17 protein-coding genes are annotated in these 23,074 nt (G+C 60.6%); 7 read left to right on the top strand and 10 right to left on the bottom strand.

Annotated features, from left to right (window positions below; translation table 11 throughout):
• Positions 1–34: 34 nt before the first annotated feature.
• Positions 35–1,522, bottom strand: a complete 1,488-nt coding sequence (locus tag VEIS_RS17815; RefSeq protein WP_011807917.1) for an IS5-like element ISVei5 family transposase — start codon at positions 1,520–1,522, stop codon at positions 35–37.
• A 1,037-nt stretch (positions 1,523–2,559) separates the two neighbouring features.
• Here VEIS_RS17815 and VEIS_RS17810 point away from each other — a divergent pair.
• The 3 genes from VEIS_RS17810 (at position 2,560) to VEIS_RS29050 (ending at position 6,781) form a co-directional block, all read left to right on the top strand.
• Positions 2,560–3,441, top strand: coding sequence for a hypothetical protein (locus VEIS_RS17810; protein ID WP_157048575.1), 882 nt, complete (start codon positions 2,560–2,562; stop codon positions 3,439–3,441).
• A gap of 77 nt (positions 3,442–3,518) precedes the next feature.
• Positions 3,519–5,378 carry an ATP-dependent helicase gene (locus VEIS_RS17805; RefSeq protein ID WP_049773953.1) on the top strand — a complete coding sequence of 620 codons (1,860 nt, stop codon included), beginning with the start codon at positions 3,519–3,521 and terminating at the stop codon, positions 5,376–5,378.
• A 545-nt stretch (positions 5,379–5,923) separates the two neighbouring features.
• Positions 5,924–6,781, top strand: a complete 858-nt coding sequence (locus VEIS_RS29050; protein ID WP_157048574.1) for a hypothetical protein — start codon at positions 5,924–5,926, stop codon at positions 6,779–6,781.
• Between the two features lie 88 nt (positions 6,782–6,869).
• Here the strand turns inward: VEIS_RS29050 and VEIS_RS24905 are convergent, their stop codons facing one another.
• Positions 6,870–7,847, bottom strand: a complete 978-nt coding sequence (locus tag VEIS_RS24905) for a CAP domain-containing protein (RefSeq protein WP_011811381.1) — start codon at positions 7,845–7,847, stop codon at positions 6,870–6,872.
• A gap of 821 nt (positions 7,848–8,668) precedes the next feature.
• Entirely contained in the window at positions 8,669–9,646 is a 978-nt protein-coding gene (locus tag VEIS_RS17785; RefSeq protein WP_011811379.1) for a CAP domain-containing protein, read from the bottom strand.
• A 374-nt stretch (positions 9,647–10,020) separates the two neighbouring features.
• Between VEIS_RS17785 and VEIS_RS17780 the strand changes: the two genes are divergently transcribed.
• Both VEIS_RS17780 and VEIS_RS17775 read left to right on the top strand, forming a co-directional pair.
• Positions 10,021–10,308: a hypothetical protein gene (locus VEIS_RS17780; protein ID WP_011811378.1), complete on the top strand. Its 288-nt coding sequence runs from the start codon at positions 10,021–10,023 to the stop codon at positions 10,306–10,308.
• Between the two features lies 1 nt (position 10,309).
• On the top strand, positions 10,310–10,633 hold the full coding sequence (locus VEIS_RS17775; protein ID WP_011811377.1) for a helix-turn-helix domain-containing protein: 324 nt from the start codon (positions 10,310–10,312) through the stop codon (positions 10,631–10,633).
• Positions 10,634–10,681: 48 nt separating this feature from the next.
• Here the strand turns inward: VEIS_RS17775 and VEIS_RS17770 are convergent, their stop codons facing one another.
• From VEIS_RS17770 to VEIS_RS17750, 5 genes are all read right to left on the bottom strand, one after another.
• Positions 10,682–12,646 carry a helicase C-terminal domain-containing protein gene (locus tag VEIS_RS17770; RefSeq protein ID WP_198137889.1) on the bottom strand — a complete coding sequence of 655 codons (1,965 nt, stop codon included), beginning with the start codon at positions 12,644–12,646 and terminating at the stop codon, positions 10,682–10,684.
• An 85-nt stretch (positions 12,647–12,731) separates the two neighbouring features.
• Positions 12,732–13,340 (bottom strand): hypothetical protein, encoded by a 609-nt coding sequence (locus tag VEIS_RS17765; RefSeq protein ID WP_011811375.1) that lies wholly within the window; start codon positions 13,338–13,340, stop codon positions 12,732–12,734.
• 1 nt (position 13,341) lies between these two features.
• Complete coding sequence (locus VEIS_RS17760; RefSeq protein WP_041950150.1) at positions 13,342–13,650, bottom strand: hypothetical protein; 309 nt, start codon at positions 13,648–13,650, stop codon at positions 13,342–13,344.
• 191 nt (positions 13,651–13,841) lie between these two features.
• Positions 13,842–14,891: a ParM/StbA family protein gene (locus VEIS_RS17755; protein WP_011811373.1), complete on the bottom strand. Its 1,050-nt coding sequence runs from the start codon at positions 14,889–14,891 to the stop codon at positions 13,842–13,844.
• A gap of 33 nt (positions 14,892–14,924) precedes the next feature.
• On the bottom strand, positions 14,925–15,524 hold the full coding sequence (locus VEIS_RS17750) for a hypothetical protein (protein WP_011811372.1): 600 nt from the start codon (positions 15,522–15,524) through the stop codon (positions 14,925–14,927).
• Between the two features lie 1,144 nt (positions 15,525–16,668).
• On the opposite strand from VEIS_RS17750, the gene VEIS_RS29865 reads away from it, so the two are divergent.
• Positions 16,669–16,932, top strand: coding sequence for a KilA-N domain-containing protein (locus VEIS_RS29865; RefSeq protein ID WP_198137888.1), 264 nt, complete (start codon positions 16,669–16,671; stop codon positions 16,930–16,932).
• A gap of 255 nt (positions 16,933–17,187) precedes the next feature.
• Here VEIS_RS29865 and VEIS_RS29040 read toward each other — a convergent pair whose 3' ends face one another.
• Both VEIS_RS29040 and VEIS_RS17740 read right to left on the bottom strand, forming a co-directional pair.
• Positions 17,188–17,481, bottom strand: a complete 294-nt coding sequence (locus VEIS_RS29040; protein ID WP_157048573.1) for a DUF7673 family protein — start codon at positions 17,479–17,481, stop codon at positions 17,188–17,190.
• Between the two features lie 96 nt (positions 17,482–17,577).
• Positions 17,578–18,552, bottom strand: coding sequence for a ParB/RepB/Spo0J family partition protein (locus VEIS_RS17740; protein WP_011811368.1), 975 nt, complete (start codon positions 18,550–18,552; stop codon positions 17,578–17,580).
• 418 nt (positions 18,553–18,970) lie between these two features.
• On the opposite strand from VEIS_RS17740, the gene dsr1 reads away from it, so the two are divergent.
• Positions 18,971–22,819 carry an anti-phage defense-associated sirtuin Dsr1 gene (gene dsr1, locus VEIS_RS17735; RefSeq protein WP_011811367.1) on the top strand — a complete coding sequence of 1,283 codons (3,849 nt, stop codon included), beginning with the start codon at positions 18,971–18,973 and terminating at the stop codon, positions 22,817–22,819.
• Positions 22,820–23,074 lie beyond the last annotated feature (255 nt).

Raw genomic sequence — 23,074 nt, 5'->3', positions numbered from 1 at the left:
GGTGTTGCACCATATCCAGTCGGACCTGCGAAATTCATTTCGCTATCGCAGCGAACCGCGCGGCGGCGCGTGATGGCGTGATTTCGTTGGATGCGAAGAAGTGGGGGACGCCGATGAGCGTGCGCAGCAAGGCGATCAGGCGCAATAAAAGGCCCTTGAGCCCGAGGCGCATGATGGCGCGCAGCAGCCAGCGGATGTTGTAGCCCGCCGCACACAGCACTGCATGCAGCGCGTCACCGGTGGCACCCTGCAGCCAGCACCGATCCATCCCGTTGTCGTGCTTCAGGTGTCCGATGGTGGGCTCCACCGCCTGCCTTCGCTTGAGCCAGCGGCGCTGGGCATCGGTCAAGGACTTGAAGCGCCCCCGATGAATGATCTGGATGCCCGGATTGGCTGCGTCCACGCCCCGGAACCCCAGGTCCACCACTGCCTGCTTCGGGCTGGCGCCCGTGTCCTCCGTCAGGATCTTGACCTGCTCGAGTTGCTCGGCCAGCGTGTGGCCGTCATACGGGTTGCCCGTGAAGCTGCGCGCACCCACCACCAGCCCCTGCTTGTGCGTGACGGCCACGCTGACCTTCACGCCAAACTCGTAAGGCCGGCGCGCCTTCCCCTTGCCGATGCACTCAACTTCGGGCGCGTGCAATGCATAGAGTTTGTTCTTGTCCTTCGGGCGCTGGGTGCGAATGCGCTCGGCGCGGCCCATCAGTGCGCGCAAGCGATCGACGGCAGGCACCGATGTCGCAGGCAACTTGCAAAGCTTGCGCTGCACTTCGCGCAGCACGATACCCAGTACCGTGCGCTGGCGCTTGAGCACCTTCTTCAAGCGCTTGAACTGCTTGGCGTGGGCGTAGCCGCCAGCCCTGCGGCGCAGGTTCTTGCCTTCCTTGGCGAAGGTCTGCTTCAGCGCGATGCCCGCGCGCTTGGCGGCAGCCACCACCTTGGCGCGGGCGATCTCCAGCAGGCGGGAGTCCACGGGGTGGGCGATGGCCTTCTCCTGGACGGTGGTATCCACGATCACGCGCTCGAACTCGGCCGGCTTGATCGCCTTGGAGGCCACCGCAGTGTCGATGGTGGCCTTCAGGAGTTCCTCGACACCGGCCTCGCCCAGGATCGAGCGGAAGCGCCCGATCTGGGTGGCGTCGCAGGGCAGGCGTGGCTCGTAGAAGGTCATGCCGCTGAAGAACTGCCACTGCACGTTCTCGGCCCAGCGCTCGACCAGTTCCTCGTCGCTGAGCTTGTAGACGTGCTTCAGATACAGCAGGCTGGCCATGAGGCGCAGGGGAAGACGCGGGCGGCCCGCGGCGGCGACACCGGCGCCCGCGACCTGGAGCGAAGGGCCGAAGAGATCGTCGTGTTCCAGAACTCGACCGGCACGGACCCGACGCGCGAAATAAGGTGCCAGTGCCGCTTCGATCTGCGTCCAGGGAAGACGGCTCGCCAGCACCGCCAGCGGGTGGCGCAAGTCGATCATCTCGGCCAGACGGGAGCGGAAGAAATCAGCCGTGTCGGTGGGCTCGGGCATTGCGCAAATCTCTCAGGAATCAGCTGCCTGTTCAACGAATCCTGGGAGATTCGGTGGACCACAAAGAGCCAAAAATCCAGCATTCATGCGGGTCGCAGAGAATTTGCAGGGCCGACTATCCATGGCTCCAGTCTCGGTCATCATTGCGGTCATTCAAGTTGCGTAGGGGGCGAGGTGTTCGCGTTTGGCAACCGGGCATGATGGCTGTTCCTGCGGGCCAGGAATCAGGGAAATCTTCCAATGAGAGGTGAGTTTTTGAGCGGCTAAATTTAGCCGGTGGCGAGGTTTCTGGCAGGGAGAATGTCTGTTCAGGGCTGGGGCAAGGTGGTCATCGGCCTGGGCCTGCAGGCTGTCGGTCGCAACCAGGCCATGTGCCGGCAGCTTCACGCGCCCGGTGCGACCGGGCTTCGTGTCAAAAGCTCTGCGCTCGGCGCAATCATTTGACCGGCTAAATTTAGCCGGTCAGAAGCGTCTTGGTCGAAGACATTCGCGGGGCGAGCAGCGGGCTGGTGGAGAGCCGCACCGGGAGGAGATCACCTTCGCGGGCAAGCCTGCGGCGGTCAATGCAATGATGCTTCTTGATCGGCAAACAGCAGGAAATTTTTAAAAATTTCCCAATTTTCCTTGAATATCATTGATGTTTATAAAAGAAATTAAAACAACACCAATCAATCCCATATCAATGAAATATCATCATATGATTTATTTGCATATGAAATAAAATTATACTATTTACCCTGGATCAATGAACACATTGCTGTGTAAATGATTCATGAATGAAATTTTTCCGTATTTATTATCATGAATTTTAAAAAATTATCATCTGATATTTTCTATTATAAGATATCAGGAATTTTTGAATTTTGCGATTGTTGCGCATTCTGACCGAGGTTTCGTGCAAGGTCTCGTGGTCTGTCGTTTGGGCCTGGTGTGGGTCAATGGTTTCGATTGCTCTGCGTTGGATGTTGTCTTTCGATCGATTTCAACCGTTGCACCGACACAGAATCGGCCTGACGATCACTTCACCGAAGCACAGCATGACGACTGCCCTGACCGAAACCATGCAAGCCAGCGCGCAGGCCCGCCAGGTGCTGGAAGAACTCGACGAAGCAGCGAAACTCGCGCAAGAGGCTGTAGAGGCTGTAGCGCCCCATTCCGGCGCCCGCAACGCCGACGCCGCTGAACCAGCGCCAGCGCAGGCCAGCGAAGCCGATCGCATACGCCTGTTCATCCAGCGCGCTGCGCGCCAGCGCAATCAAGGCCGCGAGGAAATGAAGCGCCAGTATGCGGCCACGATGGTGGTCGAGCGGGAGCTGAAAATCTTCGACCCGCACATCGCTTCGTCGGTCACGCGCTTTCTGGCCCTGACCGACAAGACCCTGTACCTGCTCGGCCGCATCGGCGGCCAGTACATGACCGAGGCGCAGATCGACAAGGTGCGCGCATCGATCCAGGAGCGGGTGACCGAGTACGCCAACGAAGGCCGGCACTCGCTCGATGCCGCCGCCGAGTTGAACCGCAAGGGCCGCGACAGCCGCCCGATGTGGATCGAGCCCCACTACACCGGCGCAGCGCTCGATGAAAATTTCCAGGTCAAATCCCGCCTGACGCTGGCCCTGGTGGATGCGGCAAAGCACTGGGATGAAGCCATTCGCCTGATGTGCGAGATGGAGTTCAACGCCTGCGCCAGCGAGTCCCAGATCGGCGAGATGCGCATCCGCGAACGGCGCCAGTTCGCTGGTCTGAACCGTTTGTGCGCCAGCGTCGTCATGGGCATGAGCCGCCGCTCCCACGCTGGCACCGCACGGCGCAGCACCTCGGGTGCCAACGGGCTGGAGGGTGAGGGTTCCACTGCGGATGGTTCTTTCGACGCTGCTGATACCTCGCAAAAGGAGAACCCCGACTCCGCCACGACCTGATTTTCTTTGCTCCCCGTTGTCTCCGTGCACTTCACCCGGCTCAGTCCGGGTGTTTTTTTGGGGATGTGGATTTGCCCATGAACGAACTGCAACAGCAATTGGATGGTCTCGCTCCCCAGCAGAAGGCGGTGGCGCTGCATGACGGGCACTGCCTTGCCATCGCGGCACCGGGCTCTGGCAAGACCAAGACCCTGGCCGTCAAGGCTGCGCTGAACCTCTCGCGTGGCCGCACTGTGGCGGCCGTGACATTCACGCGCGATGCGGCGCTGGAGTTGCGCGAGCGGATCATCCTCATTGCCGGCAAGCAGGCGCTGCCTTCGCTGCTGGTGGGCACGTTTCACAGCATCGCCCTGTCGATGGCCTTTCCCGGCAAGCAGCGCACGCCGATGGGATCGAACATCCTGCGCAAGGGCTTCTCGCGCTTGCAGCGGCCCTGGGAGATCGTGCGCGAGGGCAGCCGCAGGGGATTTGTCGCGCGGGCGCTCAAGCACGCAGAGCTGGAGATGACGATAGACGAAGCGACGGCGGTCGTCGAGGGCATCAAGTCCGGGCAGAAAGAGCCCGATTCGCATCGCCATGCCGAGTTGGCCCGCATGTACCAAGAGATCCTGCGCCGGCATGGCGTGATCGATCTTCAGGACATTGTGCTCCATACGAACCGGGCGATCGCCGAGGGCGTCATCAGCCCCTTGCCGTGCGACTGCCTGTTGATCGACGAATACCAGGATACCGACCTTGCGCAGTACGAGTGGTCGATGCTCCATCGCCAGGCGTCGACGCTCACGGCGGTCGGCGATGATGACCAGAGCATCTACGGGTTCCGGCGGGCCTTGGGCTACAAGGGCATGACGGACTTCGCGCGCCAGCTCAACGCGCAGGCCATCGTCCTGGGCATGAACTACCGCTGCCATGCCGAGGTTCTGGCGCCTGCCGCCCGCCTGATCGCGTGCAACATGCAGCGGATGGCCAAGGCGCTGCTGGCGCACAAGGGCGCGGGCGGCGTGGCGCTCTGGGAGCGCTATGCAAGCCGCCAGCGCGAGGCCCAGGTGTGCTGCGAGCGGGCCAGAAAGTCCTTGGCCGCAGGGCGCAGCATGGGTGTGCTGGCGCGCACGAACAAGCGCCTCGATGACATGGAGGTCCAGTGCCTCAAGCACCGCGTGCCGTACACGCGCAGCGAAGGGGGCTCGGTGCTCAAGTCCCACGAGATGGCGGTGTTCCTGGCCGCCCTGTCGGCGCTGCTGGGCATGGATGCGCGCGATGGGGATGTGCTGCTGGCCTGGTGCGGTGTGGGCGAGGATGAATTGAAGGCGCTGCATGCGGCGCATGGGGCCGATCTGCTCCAGCCCAAATCGAAGGCCGCCCTCGCTGGCGTGGATCTGTCGCCGAATGCCAGGAAGGCTTATGCCCAGGTGCAGCGGCGATTTGAGGAATGGGGCCAGTTGCTGGCGGCCGGTGCCGTGGCCTATGTGCTGGACAAACTGCTGGGGTTGCTCATCGAGCACACGGATGACAAGCGCAGCGTTGCGGCGCTGGAGATCGTGTGCGAGGTGTTCTCCAAGCCGGTGGGCGGGGCCGGCGATGATGGCGTGGTCGATGGCACCGTGCAGATGCGCGCGCGCGTGCAGCGCACCAAGGACATGTCCGCACAGCCGGACAAGGACAAGAAGCCCGAAGGCAACCCGGTGGTGCTGCTGACGGCCCACGGCGCCAAGGGCCTGGAGTGGGATGAGGTGTGGTTGCTCGGCGCCGAGGAGGGGCGCTTTCCGGACGAGGCGAGCAGTATCCAGGAGGAGCGCCGGCTGTTCTACGTGGCGATGACGCGAGCGCGCACGACGCTGATCATCAGCGCGGCCGGCAAAGCCGCGATCTCGCCGTTCGTGCATGAGGCCGGGGTTGAGCGGATCGGCGAGGGTGCGGATGTGGTTGCGCTGCCGTAGCCGGTTGGGCGTACCTGGGGTTTCTGGCGTTGCTTATGGCGCTGGCCACTGGCGGGCCGCGTGCAACACGCGCAGTACGGTCAGAGTGCCGCCATCGTCATCGATGCGATGGATCATGGCGTGGTTGGGGCGCACCACGATTTCGCGGGCTTGCAAAGGGAGGACGGACCAGCGGCAAGCCGCACAGAAGGCGCAGGAGGCGATGCAGCGGGCGCGACAACAGGGGGGCGGGGCCAAGGTCACCGAAGAGCTTGGCGGGGCTTCTGGTGGCATTGGTGAGGCTTATTTGTCCCCCGTGGACGCCATGTGCCGGAGACTTTGGGTCACGGGCCACACACAGGCACAAGGACAAGGGCCGCGACTGGAACGACTGCGCGCAGCGCACCACCCGTTATGCCGACAGCGCGGCAGGCGACCGGCGCCGCCCAACTGAGTGGTTTCTGCTTGAGCGCGCATGGGAATCAGCGTCTTTCCTTCGTCATTCGACACTCGCAAGTCGTCAGCGGCGGTCAAAAATTCTCCATCGGCTACATGGGAGATATACCGTGCTCGGATTCTTGAAGCGATTTTTGACGGGCGCCGTCGTGGCGCTATCGTTCCTCGGCGGGGGAGGTGCTTTCGCGGGCGTCACCGCCGAGGGCAAGTGGACCTATGACCCCGCCAAGGAAGGCATGGCCGACCTGCGCGCGATGCTGCCCATCGAGGGCTGCAATGTGCCAGGAGGTCTTCAGCGCATTTCTGATCGGGATGAGCCCAGTTCCGTGCCGTTCTGGTGTGGCACGCCGCCGCACTGTTTGAACGTGGGCCTGGCCTATGCGGACAGTTGCGTCTTCATCAAGCATTGCCGCCGCGATCCTCGGTATGACCCGAATGGTGCGCCTGGCGCCAATGGCTGCCGTGATCCCGAGGATTTGATTTGCGTCGGCTCGGGCGCTCATCCGGAGGGTGGCTATTGCCTGCAGACATGCTGGGATGGCTCGCGGATTCCTTTCTCGCAGGCGTGCCCGCCTTCGCCTTCACCTTCACAGCCCACGCCTGCGCCCACGCCGCCATTAATCAACCCTATCGAGTATTGCCCCGATGGTTCGGTAAAGAATGGCAGCACTTGCCCCGAGCAGCCTCTGGTGTGCTCAGATGGCTCGATCATGGGGCCAAATGGGTGCCCGCAGTATTGCCCGGATGGGAAGTTGATGCCTCCTGGGGGGTGTCCTTTTGAAACGCCCATCACAACGCCCACCACAACGCCCAGCACACCACTCCCCACGACGAAGGTGCCGAGGGTGTGCTACGTGATTCGGGGTTATTGCGCTACTGTTTACACCTCGCCCCATACCGATTCCTGTGACATCGTGGTCGATTTTGGTTATACCGATCCTAATGGTTGCACCGGTATCGGGCCTTGATCGGAAGGCGCGTCAAACCTCGGCCTTCAGGATGGGCAAGCGCACAAAAAAACCGCCTGAGGGCGGTTTTTGCTTTGTGGGGTATGGCTCAGTTCGACGGCACTGTCTCACCGGCCACAGTGCGCCAAGTGCAAGTCTTCTCGAACGGCACGCCATTGTTCTTTCCTTTGAGGACGCTGGTGTAAGTGGTCACGGTACGGGGCAATGCGTTCAGCGGGATCAGTGCGGCCTCGTGATTCGAGAAATACTTGAGCGTATCGTTGGCCCCCGTCATCACCACGGTCGGAACCAGATTACCGGCCGCATCGCGCAGTTCCCAGGCGTCAACCACCAAGGTCTGACCGCGACGAACAATGGCCATGCTGCTGTAACCGAAATCCTTCTTGCCATTCAATACGGCTGGGGTTGGCGTTTCGTAACCTTGACCCTGCACATTCACTTGAATGTTGTTGCATGGATACATTGCAATCTGATCGCCGGCGAGTTTTTGGCGATCATTCCATGAATTAGTGCCAGTAACCACGGTATGTAAGCCACTGGATACCCTGCCAGTGCCGAGGTCGTTATCATCCCAAAGCAAGTGTCTGGCATGGTAGGGCCCTCCAAGCAGCCCATTGATGGCGCCCATGGCAGTAATGCTGCCAACCACGGATTCAGATGCATACCCTGCATATCCGAAGTGTCTGGCACGGTCTGCAGGAGTTTCTCCAGTGAATCCAGCGTAGTCGATTTTTTCAGTATGACCCGATTCTCCGGGGTTCATCCAGAGATATTCCGCGTGCGCCTGCGCCGCCTTGTCCAGCGCCTCGTTCTGCTTGAGAAAGCCCACGCCCGTGATGCCGCGCACCTGATTGAGCGAATCGAACATGTACTTGCGTTCGTTGTCGGCATACACGCCGGGGGTGTTGGTACGGTTCAGGGTGTCCGCTGTCACCGCAGGCGTAACCACCGCAGGCGTATCTGGAGCAGGCGTAACCACCGCAGGCGTATCTGAACCACCGCCACCACAGGCGGCCAGCATCGCAGCAGTTGCTGCCATCGCCAGCGTGATCTTGATGTTCTTCACATCGGTCTCCTTCAGTCATCAATGGAAGTCATGTCGAGGGCGGCCGGTGCGTTGGCCTGCCCTCGAATGCACATTATGCTGAAAGAGTTCGAAGTCAAATCCTGGCGGTTTCGTCCGGGCGTGCAAAAAAACCTGTCATCGATGATGAGGAGGGATCGCGCAGACTGGCGTCTTCATCAAGCATTGCCGCCGCGATCCTCGGTATGACCCGAATGGTGCACCAGGCGCCAATGGCTGCCGTGATCCCGAGGATCTGATTTGCGTCGGCTCGGGCGCTCACCCGGAGGGTGGCTATTGCCTGCAGACATGCTGGGATGGCTCGCGGATTCCTTTCTCGCAGGCGTGCCCGCCTCCCCCGCAGCCACCGGCACCTCGTCCGCCAACACCAACACGGCCAGCGCCACCGGTGACCCCACCTGCTACGCCGGATCCCGTACCACCGCCCGTTCAAATTTGCTCCGATGGCTCGATCATGACGCCAAGTGGGTGTCCGCAGTATTGCTCGGATGGGCGGTTGATGCCTCCTGAGGGGTGTAAGTCCACCATAACGCCCATCACACCACCCACCACAACGCCCAGCACACCACTCCCCACGACGAAGGTGCCGAGGGTGTGCTACGTGATTCGGGGTTATTGCGCTACTGTTTACACCTCGCCCCATACCGATTCCTGTGACATCGTGGTCGATTTTGGTTATACCGATCCTAATGGTTGCACCGGTATCGGGCCTTGATCGAAAGGCGCGTCAAACCTCGGCCTTCAGGATGGGCAAGCGCACAAAAAAACCGCCTGAGGGCGGTTTTTGCTTTGTGGGGTATGGCTCAGTTCGACGGCACTGTCTCACCGGCCACAGTGCGCCAAGTGCAAGTCTTCTCGAACGGCACGCCATTGTTCTTTCCTTTGAGGACGCTGGTGTAAGTGGTCACGGTACGGGGCAATGCGTTCAGCGGGATCAGTGCGGCCTCGTGATTCGAGAAATACTTGAGCGTATCGTTGGCCCCCGTCATCACCACGGTCGGAACCAGATTACCGGCCGCATCGCGCAGTTCCCAGGCGTCAACCACCAGGGTCTGACCGCGACGAACAATGGCCATGCTGCTGTAACCGAAATCATCCTTGCCATTCAAGACGGCTGGGGTTGGCGTCTCGTAGCCTTGGCCCTGTACATTCACTTGAATGTTGTTGCATGGATACATTGCAATCTGATCGCCGGCGAGTTTTTGGCGATCATTCCATGAATTAGTGCCAGTAACCACGGTATGTAAGCCACTGGATACCCTGCCAGTGCCGAGGTCGTTATCATCCCAAAGCAAGTGTCTGGCATGGTAGGGCCCTCCAAGCAGTCTATTGATGGCGCCCATGGCAGTAATGCTGCCAACCACGGATTCAGATGCATACCCTGCATATCCGAAGTGTCTGGCACGGTCTGCAGGAGTTTCTCCAGTGAATCCAGCGTAGTCGATTTTTTCAGTATGACCCGATTCTCCGGGGTTCATCCAGCGATATTCCGCGTGCGCCTGCGCCGCCTTGTCCAGCGCCTCGTTCTGCTTGAGAAAGCCCACGCCCGTGATGCCGCGCACCTGATTGAGCATGTCGAACATGTACTTGCGTTCGTTGTCGGCATACACGCCGGGGGTGTTGGTACGGTTCAGGGTGTCCGCTGTCACCGCAGGCGTAACCACCGCAGGCGTATCTGGAGCAGGCGTAACCACCGCAGGCGTATCTGAACCACCGCCACCACAGGCGGCCAGCATCGCAGCAGTTGCTGTCATCACCAGCGTGATCTTGATGTTCTTCACATCGGTCTCCTTCAGTTATCAATGGAAGTCATGTCGAGGGCGGCCGGTGGGTTGGCCTGCCCTCGAATACACATTATGCTGAAAAAATTGAAAATCAAATCCTGGCGGTTTCATTCGGGCGAGTGAAACAACGGGCTCGCGAGTTCGACGCCCTTTGCCCGCCTCTGGTGCGCAAATCGAGCACCACAGACACCAGGCGGCTACGGGAGGAACTGAAGTTCAGCCGGCCGATTCGTGCCCGCAGCGTTATGGCGTCACAGCGCCTCGGCACAGAGCTTGGGTGTTGCCCTGGCAATGCCAGACGAGCCAGCGCTGTACGGCGGCCGATGTCCCTGGGCTTGCCCGTGATACGGGAAACCCGTATAGTTGAACTCATGCGCACCGTGATCGAAACCCCGACATTCCAGAAACAGGCCGACAAGCTCTGGTCAGAAAACGAGCGGCTGGCCTTCATCGACTCGATTGCTGCGAACCCGCTGGCGGGTGACGTGATCCCCGGTGAGGATGGAGCGCGCAAGGTTCGCTGGGGCCGTGCCGGGTCTGGCAAGTCCGGCGGTGCGCGGTTCAATCTGACCGAGCAGGAAGTGGTGTTGCTGGCGGCGGTGTATGCCAAGGCCGAACGCACCAATATGCTTGCCGCTGAAATCAAAAAGGTGGTGTGAAATGGGCATTGGGAAAATCGACATCGAGAAGGTGGCGACGGCTATCGAGGCCGATGCCGGTGAAGTTCTGCCCGATTTGCGTCAGGCGCTCGCAGAGGCGAAGGCGGGGATTGGGCGTGTCACTACGCCTGAGCAACTCCTTGTGCGTCGAGCGCGGGAGAAATCCGGTTTGACGCAAGCCGCCTTCGCCGAGCGCATCGCAACCCCTGTGGCAACTCTGCGCGACTGGGAGCAAGGGCGGTTTGTACCGCCGGGTGGGGTGTTGTGTCTGCTGCGGCTCCTCGTCAAGCATCCCGAGCTGTCCCAGGAGTTGAGCGCAGCATGAAATTTGCTGAACGCGGTATTTTTCATCGCATTGGCGGCGTCAGCCGCCTCAACCCATCTCCATCGTCCGGAAAGGAGTGCTCTTGACGATCTGGGCACCATAGCGCTTGGATCTCAAGCGTTTGTCGAGCACGTAGAACTCGCCCCAGTCCTGCTCGCGCCGCATCAGGCGTCCGGCAACCTGGGCGAACTTCAGCCCGACCTTGGGCATGGTCAGAATGTGAAACGGATCCTTGCCTTTGCTGCGCAGATATTCGGCGTGGGTGCAGAGCACCGGATCATCGGGGCAAGGAAACGGCAGGCGCGTCATGATCACCCGCGTGCAATACTCGCCCGGCAGATCGACGCCCTCGCCGATGCTGTCCAGGCCGAAGATGATGCTGCGCACACCTGCGTCGATGCGGCGCTTGTGCTCCTCGAGCATGGCCCAGGGCTGCCATTGCCCCTGCAGCAGGATGCAGCCGCGCTGCGCTGTCGGGATGGCCGCCATGCAATCGAGCATGAGCTTCTTGCTGGTGAAGTACACGAGCACGCCCCTGTGTTTGGCGGCACCCAGGGCATGGTCCTTGAGGAAAGCGGCCACCATGCGGGAATGCGCCGGGTCGGACGCTTCCACGCACAGCCTGGGCACGATCAGCCGGGCGCGGCCGTAATCGAAAGGGCTGTCCAGCTTAAGGGTGCTGGTTTCGGCGGGCAGGCCCAGGGCGATGCGCATGGGCTCGAAGCTGCCCAGGGTGGTCAAAGTCGCCGAGGTCAGCAAGCCGGTCTTGACGACGGGCCACAGGTGCTTGCGGGCCTTCCTGGCGCCGTCGAAGGGCGAACAGTTCAGGTCGATGCTGTTGCGCCCGCGCGCGAGCCAGCGGGCCACCAGATCGTCGCCGGTGAATTCCTCGATGCAATCGATGGCCTCCTGCACGTCACCGGACAACTGCCCGATGCGCGAATCGGCCAGCATTGCCACGGCCTTGTTCCTGAAACGCGCGTTCGACTCCTTGACTTCCTTCAAGGTAGCGCGCATCCCGCTCAGTTGCGCCTTGAGGTCGAGCAAGAGTCGCCGGAACTGGGGCGGTACCTCGTTCAAGGTAAAGCGGTGCTGGCTGCCATCGCCCAGCATGGTCAGGGCGGCGTCCTCGCATGCGCGCCAGATCCCCCGCACGCGCTCGGCCGCAAAATCCAGGCCGACCATTCCAGGGCAGAGCTGGGCGATGGCCTCGATGACCTCGCTCGGGAAAGCGGCCAGGTCGAGACGCCGGGCGAAGGCGTTGAGCAGCTTGTCGCTCAGGTGATGGGCCTCATCGAACACGAAGAGGCACTTGTGGCCATCGGAGAACACACTGTGGGGCACGTTCGACAGGGTGGACAGCAGATAGTCGTGGTTGGTGATGATGACGCGGGCGGTTTTGAGCGCAGCCTGGGTTGCGTAGTACGGGCACAGATCGAACTCGGGGCATTTCTGGCCCGGGCAGCTTGCGGCCGTGTTGGCGATCCTCATCCACGCCCGCTGGTGCAGGCGAACAGGCAGATCGTCGCGCACGCCGGCCCATTGGCCCTGGCGCCAGAGGTCCACGGCCTGGGTCAGCGCCGTGTGGTCGTCGCCAGCGGCGAACAAGTCCTGGGTGCCCCCCGCGAAGGCATGCATCTTCATGGGACAGGCGTGGCGCTCGCGGCCCTTGGCGACGACGACATCGATGCCACACACACCGGCCAGCGCGAAGGCGCGCAGTGCCAGAGGCAGGTCCTTGCTGGCCAGTTGGTCCTGCAGCGATGCGGTGGCCGTGGAAACCACCAGCACCTTGTCTTCGGTGACCGCCGAAGCGATGCCGGCAATGAGGTAGCCCATGCTCTTGCCGATGCCCGTGGGCGCCTCGATGACGCCCAGCGCCTGGCGGGTCATCAGGCCCAGGGTTCGGCTGATCATGGTTTTCTGCTGCGCCCGGGCAACGAAGCCTGGCATGACACTGGTGAGGGCGCGGTATACCTGCGCCACGAGATCGGTCTGGTGGTGGTTGGCCATCGTTGTCTGCGGTTGGAGGAGTTCATCCATGCTCCCACCCGATGGCGTCGGATCAAGTCTGAATGCGGGATAGGCGCAAGAGGATTCAACGCTTGGCGCCAGCCTCGATGAAGCGCACCTGATTTCCGATGCGCACCAGCAAACCATCGGGCTGCTGTTGGATGATGCGCAAATCCGGCGTGGATTTTTGCGGGGCCTGCACTGGTTCGACCGGCGCTGCTTGCAACTTGACGGGGCCAGCCGAGGGTGTTGCCTGATCCAGTGGTTCCTGGCTTGTGGCTTGGGCGGGTTTTTCAGCAGGATTCGCCTCGATCGCTGGAGCGACAGTCTGCGGGACTTGCCTCTTGCGGATCACGACATGCACACCGCCGGCGTTGGCGTCATCGACTTTTTTCTCCTGCACGGCTGCCTTGGTGTCCTCGATCGACAAGGCAACGGCATGTGGTGCAGGAAGAACCGGCAAGCCCGGCGAGGTATCGATGATCTGCTGGTACTGAGCAGGGATGGCGGCTTGGGCGGGCGCCTGTCCTGGAGCGATGGCGACCTCGGCAGGAAGGGCTTGGCCAGCGTTCAAGCCCGTGGCGTTCTGGTAGAGCACCGTCAGAGCAATGCCCGCGACGATGCCCACGATCAGGGTTCGGGCCTGGCCGTGCAGATCGATGCCATCGGGACGGAAGGCGAGTGGGGCGGGCATTTCATGGCCCCGGATCCTGGCCGATCGGCGCATACCACTTCAGCGCCATTGCCAGAGCCATCGTCAGCAAGAAAGCACACAAGACCGACAGGTAAGGGCCTGCCGTGGTGCCGTCTCCAAGCATGCGGCGCAGCCCCATGAGAGCCGCGCCAGCGCCGGCGTAGGAGCCGATCACCGTGTGGCGCCATTTCCTGATGAGGACTGCGAGCCAGGCATGCGCATCGGCGGGGGTATTTCCCTCCCTGCTGAGCCGGTCGATGAGGGCCGATTGCGCCCCTTTGGCGCCCGTGGCCAGAAACACCACGACCATGGGCCGCAAGCCGGGCGCTATTTCTTGTCCTCCTTGTCCCTCCAGGCATGTGCCAGCGCCCAGAAGATCGCCGAGAACAGGCCGGCGATCATGAACAGGTTTTTCATGGTTGTTCGCCTTCATGGGAAATGCTCCAGTTCAAAGTGCCAGGATTTTTGGGGGTTGCAACTCCCCGAAAGAGAACAAAACCGCTAAACATCGAAATCGTCATATCCCGATAACCAGAACCCTCGGGCGTTGCCCATGAGGCCGTTGTCCAGCATCTGAATCTGGTAGCCGGGGAGCTTTTCCGCCAAGGCCAACTTGTAGTAGGAGGCGCCGCCCCCGGTGAGGAACACCCTGCGCAGCCGGGCCTTGTTGGCGTCGATTCGACCCAGGAACGCCATGACTTCCTTGCGCGCGGCATCCAGCACCACCGCTTGGTAGGGCCTGGTGTCAATGACCTTGTAGCCCAGGTTGATGGCGCCGCGCAGCAGACCTTCCTCCACCTGGTCGAACTCCAGGCTGCCCGTGCCATGCTCATAGCCGATCTTCTGGCTCACTTGGCGCAGGATGTTCGAGACACCGCCATCGAAAGAACCCGAGAGTTTCATTTCCGGGCGCATGCCATTTGCCACGAACCAATCGAAGGTGCGATAGCCGGGATCAATCACCATCGACAATGCCCGGTCGGAAAACAGTTCATCCGTGTCCGGCAGATTCTGCGCCGCATAACGCAGACTGCCGAAGGGCTGGGGCAGGACCTTGACCTGTTTGGCACGCACCGTGATGACCGCAGGAACACCGGAGGTTTGCAGCACCCGGGGCACGGGAACATCGCGGGGCGCCAACGCTATGTCCCGCAGGCGTTTTCCGCGAGCGCTGAAACCGGAGACGGGCAGGCCCACGACCAGCATGTCGATCGCAGGCAGCAGTGCGCGTTTTTCGCGCATCGCCCAATGGATTGCCGCCCGCAACAAAACTTCGTGATCGTCCGATTCGATGTAATCCGGATCCAATGTCCGCGCCTCGATTCCCATGCTGGCGGCAGGGCCGGCGTAATAGCCCTTGTTGCGCACCGTGATCAGAATCCGGTCGGGGTTGTATGCACCGCCCGTGCTTTCTTCATCCACCATGGCCATTGGCGTAATGGATGGAAAGCAAGCCTCGCCCCAGCGTTCCTTGCCGGATTTGTCGGGATCGTGACTCCAGACAGGCTTGGTATTTCCGTAGCCGACATCGATTGCGATCACATCAGGCATGAGATTTCCTTTGATTGTTGGCAGTGGGGGTTTTCAGACTTCGAGCATGCGCGCTGCTTCACGCATGCGGTTCTTGAAATGGATCGATTTGGCCGTGCGATTGGCTTTGTCCAGACAAACATCTGCCGGGGGGATGCTCGCAGGCGCGATTGGCGTCATCTCTTGCAGCGTGCGATCGGGCGGTTCTTGCGAGGCTGGATCGGCATGTCGCTGCCGGGGTGTCGCCCGTGCCGGGACGACGGTGGATGGCTGCAGTGATGGCTGTAGTGCTGCAATGGCCGTTGGTGCCCAGGGGCCGCCCAGTTGGATCGTCTGGAGGACGCTCTTGAGGTAGCCGCCTCGCTGTCCCGAGGGCAGCGACCGCAGGGTCTGGCGCAATTCATCCAGCGCGGCATCCCGTTCGCTGATGCTCACGCGCACGCTGATCGCCGGGCGCGCTGCTGCTGAGGGGGTGGAGCGCGAAACCCCTTGATTTCGCATCAGGATTTTGCGCAGCAGTACAGCGCGCGATTTTTCGTCAGGCAGATCGGCCAGGTGCTCGTACACGGCATCCAGGCCCCAGTCCCCGGGGCGGATGGCGATGCGCACGCGCATCGTGCCGGAGGTTTCGAGGTCGCGGTGGCTGGTCGGCATTTCTTTTGGTACACTTTCTCGTGTCCAGAAATTGGACTAAACTGGCCAATTTGGACTAATTAGTCCATAATTAGGACTGATCAGTCCAAAAATTGGACACGGCACAGGGCAAAGTGTGGGCCTTGAACGGCGCATCTTCGTATCGAAAGAGGCGTCAAAGACAGCCGCTTTGGGTCTTGCGCTTGTCGATCGCTGGATATATGCTCGCCAGCACGCGGTGGCACTAGGCGCCGCACAACTTTCCAACACCGCTTTTGCGGAATTCAACCAGCCGGACGGCTGGTTTGTAGCTTTTGACCTGTACGCAGGGCGACGACGGCAGCCTCTGGCCTGTCCGTTTTTTTGTTGCCCTCGCACCCCTGCAGGGATGGGGCGCCAAAACGGGATTCCCGACAGTTCCACACAGAGTGTCGAAATCGGCACGATTTCCTCTTGTGCGACAAGGACTTACGCGATTTCGTCCACACAGAGCGGGACACAGAACCTGATTGGGGAATGTTTTTTGGGCCATATCTGCTCAATGATTAGGCAACTGCGGTGCGTCAACTGCGGGCAAGACAGGGCGACTGGTGGCGGCCCGAGAACTGCTGCGAAGGCGGCTGTCGAGGCGATGGTGTAGGAAAGCGCCATGGCATCGACGGGGGCTGGAGCGGCGGGGATCAGGGCTGGCTTGCCAGGCAAAAGGAGCGACGGCCTGTGCTGCTCGCAGGAACACGAACCATTGATTTGAAAAGGAAAGGAGTTGAACGGCCACCGAGGTGGCCCACTGCGCGTGAAGTGTGAAAGAGGCCGCTGGCTCGCGACCAGTGCGTGTGGGATGCACCCTGAATGGAGGGTGAGCAAGCACGCAGGCGGACAAGACTACGGTTTTGCGACCGAGGGGGTATGGCGCTCCCGAAACCAGCACGTGGCCCGCGTAGGGTGTCACTCCAATGCGACTGAACGTTGTTCCGGTATTGGAAGCTGTCTTGGCGTAAGCGGGCGGGTTCGTAGCTCTGACACAGGCTACGGATGGCAAACATCTTCTTCAAGTGTTGTGTCGGGGGTGCAAATCCCCTGCCTTTTCTCCGGGTTCAGGAGACGTGGGGCCAGCGGCGAACTGCTGGCGCAGGGGAAGGTGCGCCTGTGGTGCGCACTATTGGAGATGGGCGCGCTGCTTTCCCATGCACCGATGGTTGGCCCAATGGGAGGCTTGCCCGCGAGTGAGTGGCGCGAAGCGCTGCAGGCTGGCGACTACTCGAATGGCCGCAGTGATGGCCAGATGCTCGACCGCACCCACTGCCGAGTCAAACGCAGGCTCCTGAACTGCAACCAACGCGCCAAGGCAAGCCGCTACGGCGGCACCCATGCTCGCCGCGACATTGCTTTCGAGTGCGACACTTGGCTCAACCCCAAGTTCAAGCTGTAAGCGTTTGCCGCCATGACTGAATCGCCGCAGAAGCCTTTGTTGGATTGCAAACCCGCCAGAGCATTTTGAATGGGTTACTGATCATTACGCCACTGAATTATGATGGGGCCTGGACGTGAGCCATGGACGGAATCCCATCCATCAGGCAAGCATTCATTTTCGTCAATGTGCGTTGGCCAAACATGGTTGTTTCTGGCGCCGCAGTTCATGCACCCGGTATGCGTCGGTTTGAAGAACGGCCCTTTCCAGACAACTTCACCGTTGCAGGTTGCGCAGATCATGATTCACTTTCTCGTGCGTATTCAGGTGAATGAAGTCGTAGATGGTGCTGTCATGATTGTCGCCCAGCCACTGGCCCATGTTGAGAATCGCCAGACAGTCTTCAAACAATCTTCGGTCAAGCCGCCGAAATTCAGTGATATCAAACGGAAAGCGGCATCCGTTATATAAACCGAGCAAGAATCCGGCGACCACTCTGGATTGCCCGGTGTCGCCTTGGGCAATGTTCAAAGGGCCAAGGAGCAATTCCCCTTTCTCGGCTTCATTCATGGTATTGCTCCTGATTGACAATGACACTGGCAATGTCTTTTCCGAAGATGATCTGCAAAAAAAAAGCCGGACATGAGCCCGGCCGGTGATGGTGGGTCAGCCCCGCGCCTTGTTGACCAGACCCTGGAGCGCTGCGGTGCCACCCAGGCCCAGCGTGGTGCTCACCAGTGCCAGGAACGGGTATTCGTCGGCCGGCCCGGTCTCTTGCGCGATCCACTTGGCTGCCCGCCGCATGGCTGCCATGGTGGCGTCATCTACGGCAGTTGCCAAGGACAGGGACACGGCCTTGGCCTCGGGTTTGTGCGTTTGAGCGGGCGCGGCAGCAGCGAAGGTGCTCTTGGCCTCGGGCTTGCTGCCCCGACTCGCAGCAGCGCGCAGATGCTTGGGCGTCACCTTGTCCTTGCCCTTGGCCTTGGCGACCTCCAGGCCCGCCTTGAGCACTGCGCCGGCCTGCTTGCCGTGTTCCTTGACGGTCCCGACGGCCACTGAAGCGGCGACTTTGCCCTCCTGCACCATTTCGCGCACCTCGCGCGGCGCTTCGAGGATGGACAGCAGGCTTTTGACGTAGGCCAGCGTATAGCCCAGGCGGCGGGCGATCGAGCCCAGCCCGACATTGCACCCCTGCAGTTCGCGCACGATGCCGGCCTTCTCGATGGGGGTGAGCGGCGCGCCTTCGTTGCCGGTGATGGTGGAGACCAGCAGGTCTTCCATCGTGGTGCCGCGATCGGTGGTGACGCACGGGATCACCTCCATGTCCTTGCCTTCGGAGACAGCCAGGTCGAAGGCATCCAGGCGGGTGTGGCCCTGCACGAGGTACAGCACGTCTTGACCATCCTCGCGGGCTGCGAACACCTTCAGGGGGAACGAGCGGTCGTAGCCGTTGGCGTGCATCAGGTCGGCCAAGTGGCGCACGCGCTCCTTGTAGTGCTCGGTGGTGTTGTCGCGGGGTTGGAGCTTGGGATGGCGGCGGATGAGGCTGCGCTGGAGCATCCACAGGTCACCGGAGCTGGCGCCGCCGACGGCCTTCTTGACGTTGCCGGGCAGGAGATCGAGTTCTTGGCTATCGGTCATGGGTTTCGTCCGTTCAGTGGCACCGCAATTACCTCTGCGGCGCAGGTAAGTGCAGAATGCCGGACGAAAAAGAGAAATCAAATTCGAGTCGGCGCGCTCGATGGATGTTTTTCATTGCCTGTGCGCTGGGGCAGTGGATTCCCCTGCGGGACGATGTGGAGCCGTTGCACGCACATCAGCCAGGCGGGCTTCCTGCGCTTTGACGATCCGCACCTGGGCAGGCCGACAAGGGTGCGCCTGGGAACAGATCCACCTCGGTTATGCTGCGGGTTCAATAGCGCGAAAAGCGGGAAGTTTTCGAGTTCACCCAATCAAAGTGCGTCGCAAGTGTTGTGTCGTCGGCGACAACGGGAGAAAAAGCTGACCCGCATCGCCCGTCCTTGGCACGCCGCTGGCCGCTTCGCGAGGCAATCTGACGATGCAATTCATCTCCAACGGCCCCGACATTCCAGAGGCACTCTTGCAGGCGCATGAGGATGGCCGCGTGGTGTTTTTCTGCGGAGCAGGTATCTCCTATCCTGCGGAGTTGCAGGGCTTCGAATGGTTGGTGGACGGCATTTATCAGCGTTTGGGAACCGCGCGCGAGCCCATTGAGGAGGATGCATTCGAGCGCAAGCAATTCGATGTAACGCTCAATCTATTGGAGCGGCGCATCCCCGGTCAGCGCGATGCCGTCCTTCAGGCGCTGGCGCAAGCCCTGCAACCCAAGCTGGATCTCGAAGGGGCCACTGATACGCACACTGCCTTGCTGCAACTGGCCCGTAGCCGTGAAGGGGAATTACGGCTGGTCACCACCAATTTCGACCGCATTTTTGAGCACGCTGCCAAACGAAGCAAGCAGCCGCACAGCGTGCATGCTGCGCCTATGCTCCCCATTCCCAAGGATAGCCACTGGAACGGGCTGGTCTATCTGCACGGCTTGCTGCCCGACAAGCCCGATGACAGCGCACTACACCGGCTCGTGCTCACCAGTGGTGATTTCGGCAGGGCCTACCTGACCGAGCGTTGGGCTGCACGCTTCGTCAGCGAACTGTTCCGCAACTATGTGGTCTGCTTCGTCGGCTACAGCATCAACGATCCGGTGCTTCGCTACATGATGGATGCCTTGGCTGCCGACCGGATGTTGGGTGAGGAGACACCGCAGGCTTACGCACTGGGGGACTACGAGTCTGATGATCAGAAAGGCAAGACCATCGAGTGGGAAGCCAAGGGTGTCACACCGATTCTGTACAAAGTACCTGCGGGTGACAGCGGCCATTCGGCCTTGCATCAGACACTGAAAGCCTGGGCAGCAACCTACCGCGATGGCGTCCTCGGCAAAGAGCGCATCGTGCTCGCGGCCACCCTTGCGGGGCCGTCCGCGAGCACGCAGCAGGATGACTTCGCCGGGCGCATGCTTTGGGCACTATCCGACGAATCAGGACTTCCCGCCAAGCGGTTTGCTGAACTCGATCCGGTGCCGCCACTGGAGTGGCTGACCGCGTTTTCAGAGGAGCGTTTTCAGCACGGCGACTTGAGTCGCTTCGGCATCCCTGCGCGTGCCCCAATCGATCCCAAGCTGCGGTTCAGTCTCACTCGCCGTCCCACGCCTTACAGCCACGCACCGTGGATGGTGTTGGTCGGTCGCAGGTTCGGTAGCGAGTGGGACGAAGTGATGCTTCAGATAGCGCACTGGCTGACGCGGCATCTCGACGATCCCCGGTTGATTCATTGGCTGTTGGAACGGGGTGGTCAACTGCATGATCGCTGGCATGGCTTGCTTGAGGGCCGGCTCGACCACCTTGCCAGTTTGGAGCGCGACGGCAAGACCAGAGAACTGGACGAGATTCGCGCCCACGCACCGAATGCCATTCCCCGGCCGATGATGCGCACGCTGTGGCGCTTGTTGCTGGCAGGCCGTGTCAAATCTCCTTCGCCTAACAGCCTTGATCTTTACAACTGGAAAGACCGGTTTGAACGCGACGGCCTGAGTGCCACGCTACGCTTGGAACTGCGCAAACTGCTTGCACCCATGATTGCTTTGGAATGGTCGTTTCGCCGGGGCGATGAAAATGCGGCTGTGGAATCGCCCGGAGGCTTGAACCAACCTCCAAACCAGAAACTGGTGCTTGCCGCAGATCACGCGCACGACGCGCTGCAAGATTTGGCCGATGATGAGCATTGGCAGCAGGCATTACCCGCGCTGCTAGATGAATTTCAGCAACTGTTGTGCGATGCCCTGGGCCTGCTGCGCGAGATAGGCGAGGCCACAGACCGCAGCGATCGCTCGCATTGGCACTTGCCGTCCATCAGTTCGCATTGGCAGAATCGGGGGAGCCACGACTGGGTGACGCTGATCGAGTTGCTGCGCGATGCCTGGCTCAAAGTTCGACCTGTTGACCCTGCGCGCGCTACTCGGGTCGCGCAGGCATGGTTCGAACTCCCGTACCCCGCCTTCAAGCGTCTGGCTTTCTTTGCCGCCAGCCAAGATGGCTGCATCGCTCCGGAGCAATGGGTGGATTGGCTGCTGGCCGATCGCGCTTGGTGGCTATGGCACGAGGGTACGCAACGCGAAGTCCTGCGGCTCTTGGTGCTGCAAGGTCGCCACATATCGTCAGTGCAGGATCGGTTCGAGGCTGCCATTTTGCTCGGCCCACCCCGCGAGGTGTATGAGGACGAGCTCAAACCGGAGCGCTGGCAGAACCAGGCAGAATGTGAGCAGTGGCTGCACCAGGAGGTAGAACGTTCGGTGTGGTTGCGCCTGGCGAAACTGCAAGAATCCGGGCTTGGCTTGGGGGATGCCGCACGGGAGCGCCTAGCGGAATTGTCTGCAGCGCATCCCCAATGGCAATTGGACGCCAACGAACGCGACGAGTTTCCCCACTGGATAAGTGCTACCGGCGATCCAGATTACGAGGAAAGGCGACACATCGACGTCGCACCTCGCAAGCGGCGCGAATTGGTGCAGTGGCTAAAACAACCTCCGGCAGAATCGCGCCCATTTTATGGGTTCTATGAGGATACTTGGCATGAAACCTGCCGCACACGGTTTTTTCACAGCCTTTTAGCCTTGTGCGACCTCGCCCAAGAGAAAATTTGGCCATCAGGCCATTGGCGAAGAGCACTGCAAGTGTGGAGTGAGGAAAAGCAGGTGCAGCGGTCGTGGCGCTATGCCGCACCGCTGGTGCAGACCATGCCCGACGATGCACTGAACGAGATAGCGGATGGCGTCACTTGGTGGTTGAGGAATGTTTCCCAATCCATTACACGGCACGAAAGCATTCTGCTGAATCTGTGCCATCGTGTCTTGGAACTGCCGCTGGAGCCAGGTTCCGACAACAATAGCGAGACGATCAAACAGCCACTCATCAAGGCCATCAACCATCCGATTGGACATGTCACCCAGGCGTTGCTCAATCTGTGGCTCAAGCGTGCGCCCAACGACAATGATGGTCTGCCCGCAGATATCAAGCCATTTTTCACTCAAATCTGCAATACCCAAGTAGACCGGCTCCGACACGGCAGGGTGTTGCTGGCTTCCCGTTCGATCGTGCTCTTTCGTGCAGATAGATCCTGGACGGAGCAGCACCTCTTGCCATTGTTCCGATGGACAGACAATCCGGTGCAAGCAAAGGCGGCCTGGGAGGGCTTCCTCCAGTCGCCACGCCTGTACTGGCCATTGCTGATTGCCTTCAAACCGCAGTTTCTTGAAACCGCGCACCATTACGACGAAATGGGTGATCAGATCAATCGACAGTTCGTAACGCTCCTGACCTATGCGGCGCTGGAACCTATCGAGGAATATACGGCGCAAGAGTTCCAGTCAGCTATCATGGCGCTGCCGCAAGAAGGACGGCAGGAAGTCGCGCAAGTGCTTGTTCGGGCACTGAAAGGTGCAGGTGAGCAACGAGAGAATTACTGGAGAAATCGCATCCTGCCTTTTTGGCAAAACATCTGGCCCAAGCGGCGTAATCTTGCTTCCAGTCACATTGCAGACTCACTGGCGCGGATGAGCATCGCTGCCGGAGGGGAGTTTCCTACGGCTCTGGACACCATCAAAGATTGGCTTCAGCCGATTGAGTACCCGCACTACGTTGTGCATCAACTACATGGATCCGGTCTTTGTCGCAGGTTCCCGAAGGAGGCGCTGGATCTGTTGCACATCGTCATCCGTAGTCAGCAGTCGAGGGACCATGAATTAGAGAAGTGCTTGAATGAAATCAAGCAAGCAGCACCGGAACTGGAACGGGATCCCCGTTACCAGCAACTCCGAGCGTACTTGTTGTGAAGACGATGCATTCAAGGCCGATGCAACTGATTCCCGCACCAGCCATCCAGATGGACTTCGCCACCACTATTTATGCATCCTGTGCCCGTACCCGGGCCAAACGTATTCGTCCGGGCATCCGTCATTTGCCATTTCAGCCAAGCATGACGAATTCAGGTGGATGATCCCCGGGCGGGGAAAGGGTATGGATTCAGGCCCGCCCCATGCGCTCCATCACTTGAAGAAAGAGCTGCATGGCGTACTGCTCAGGCCCAT

This window comes from Verminephrobacter eiseniae EF01-2, from assembly GCF_000015565.1.
Taxonomy (GTDB): domain Bacteria; phylum Pseudomonadota; class Gammaproteobacteria; order Burkholderiales; family Burkholderiaceae_C; genus Acidovorax; species Acidovorax eiseniae.
This window is presented reverse-complemented; position numbering and strand designations above follow the sequence as displayed.

Excerpts from the sequence above, each read along its gene's own strand:
- VEIS_RS17815 (WP_011807917.1), bottom strand. The coding sequence starts at position 1,522 with ATGCCCGAGCCCACCGACACGGCTGATTTCTTCCGCTCCCGTCTGGCC.
- VEIS_RS17810 (WP_157048575.1), top strand. The coding sequence starts at position 2,560 with ATGACGACTGCCCTGACCGAAACCATGCAAGCCAGCGCGCAGGCCCGC.
- VEIS_RS17805 (WP_049773953.1), top strand. The coding sequence starts at position 3,519 with ATGAACGAACTGCAACAGCAATTGGATGGTCTCGCTCCCCAGCAGAAG.
- VEIS_RS17780 (WP_011811378.1), top strand. The coding sequence starts at position 10,021 with ATGCGCACCGTGATCGAAACCCCGACATTCCAGAAACAGGCCGACAAG.
- VEIS_RS17775 (WP_011811377.1), top strand. The coding sequence starts at position 10,310 with ATGGGCATTGGGAAAATCGACATCGAGAAGGTGGCGACGGCTATCGAG.
- VEIS_RS17770 (WP_198137889.1), bottom strand. The coding sequence starts at position 12,646 with ATGGCCAACCACCACCAGACCGATCTCGTGGCGCAGGTATACCGCGCC.
- VEIS_RS17765 (WP_011811375.1), bottom strand. The coding sequence starts at position 13,340 with ATGCCCGCCCCACTCGCCTTCCGTCCCGATGGCATCGATCTGCACGGC.
- VEIS_RS17760 (WP_041950150.1), bottom strand. The coding sequence starts at position 13,650 with ATGGTCGTGGTGTTTCTGGCCACGGGCGCCAAAGGGGCGCAATCGGCC.
- VEIS_RS17755 (WP_011811373.1), bottom strand. The coding sequence starts at position 14,891 with ATGCCTGATGTGATCGCAATCGATGTCGGCTACGGAAATACCAAGCCT.
- VEIS_RS17750 (WP_011811372.1), bottom strand. The coding sequence starts at position 15,524 with ATGCCGACCAGCCACCGCGACCTCGAAACCTCCGGCACGATGCGCGTG.
- VEIS_RS29865 (WP_198137888.1), top strand. The coding sequence starts at position 16,669 with ATGGGCGCGCTGCTTTCCCATGCACCGATGGTTGGCCCAATGGGAGGC.
- VEIS_RS29040 (WP_157048573.1), bottom strand. The coding sequence starts at position 17,481 with ATGAATGAAGCCGAGAAAGGGGAATTGCTCCTTGGCCCTTTGAACATT.
- VEIS_RS17740 (WP_011811368.1), bottom strand. The coding sequence starts at position 18,552 with ATGACCGATAGCCAAGAACTCGATCTCCTGCCCGGCAACGTCAAGAAG.
- dsr1 (WP_011811367.1), top strand. The coding sequence starts at position 18,971 with ATGCAATTCATCTCCAACGGCCCCGACATTCCAGAGGCACTCTTGCAG.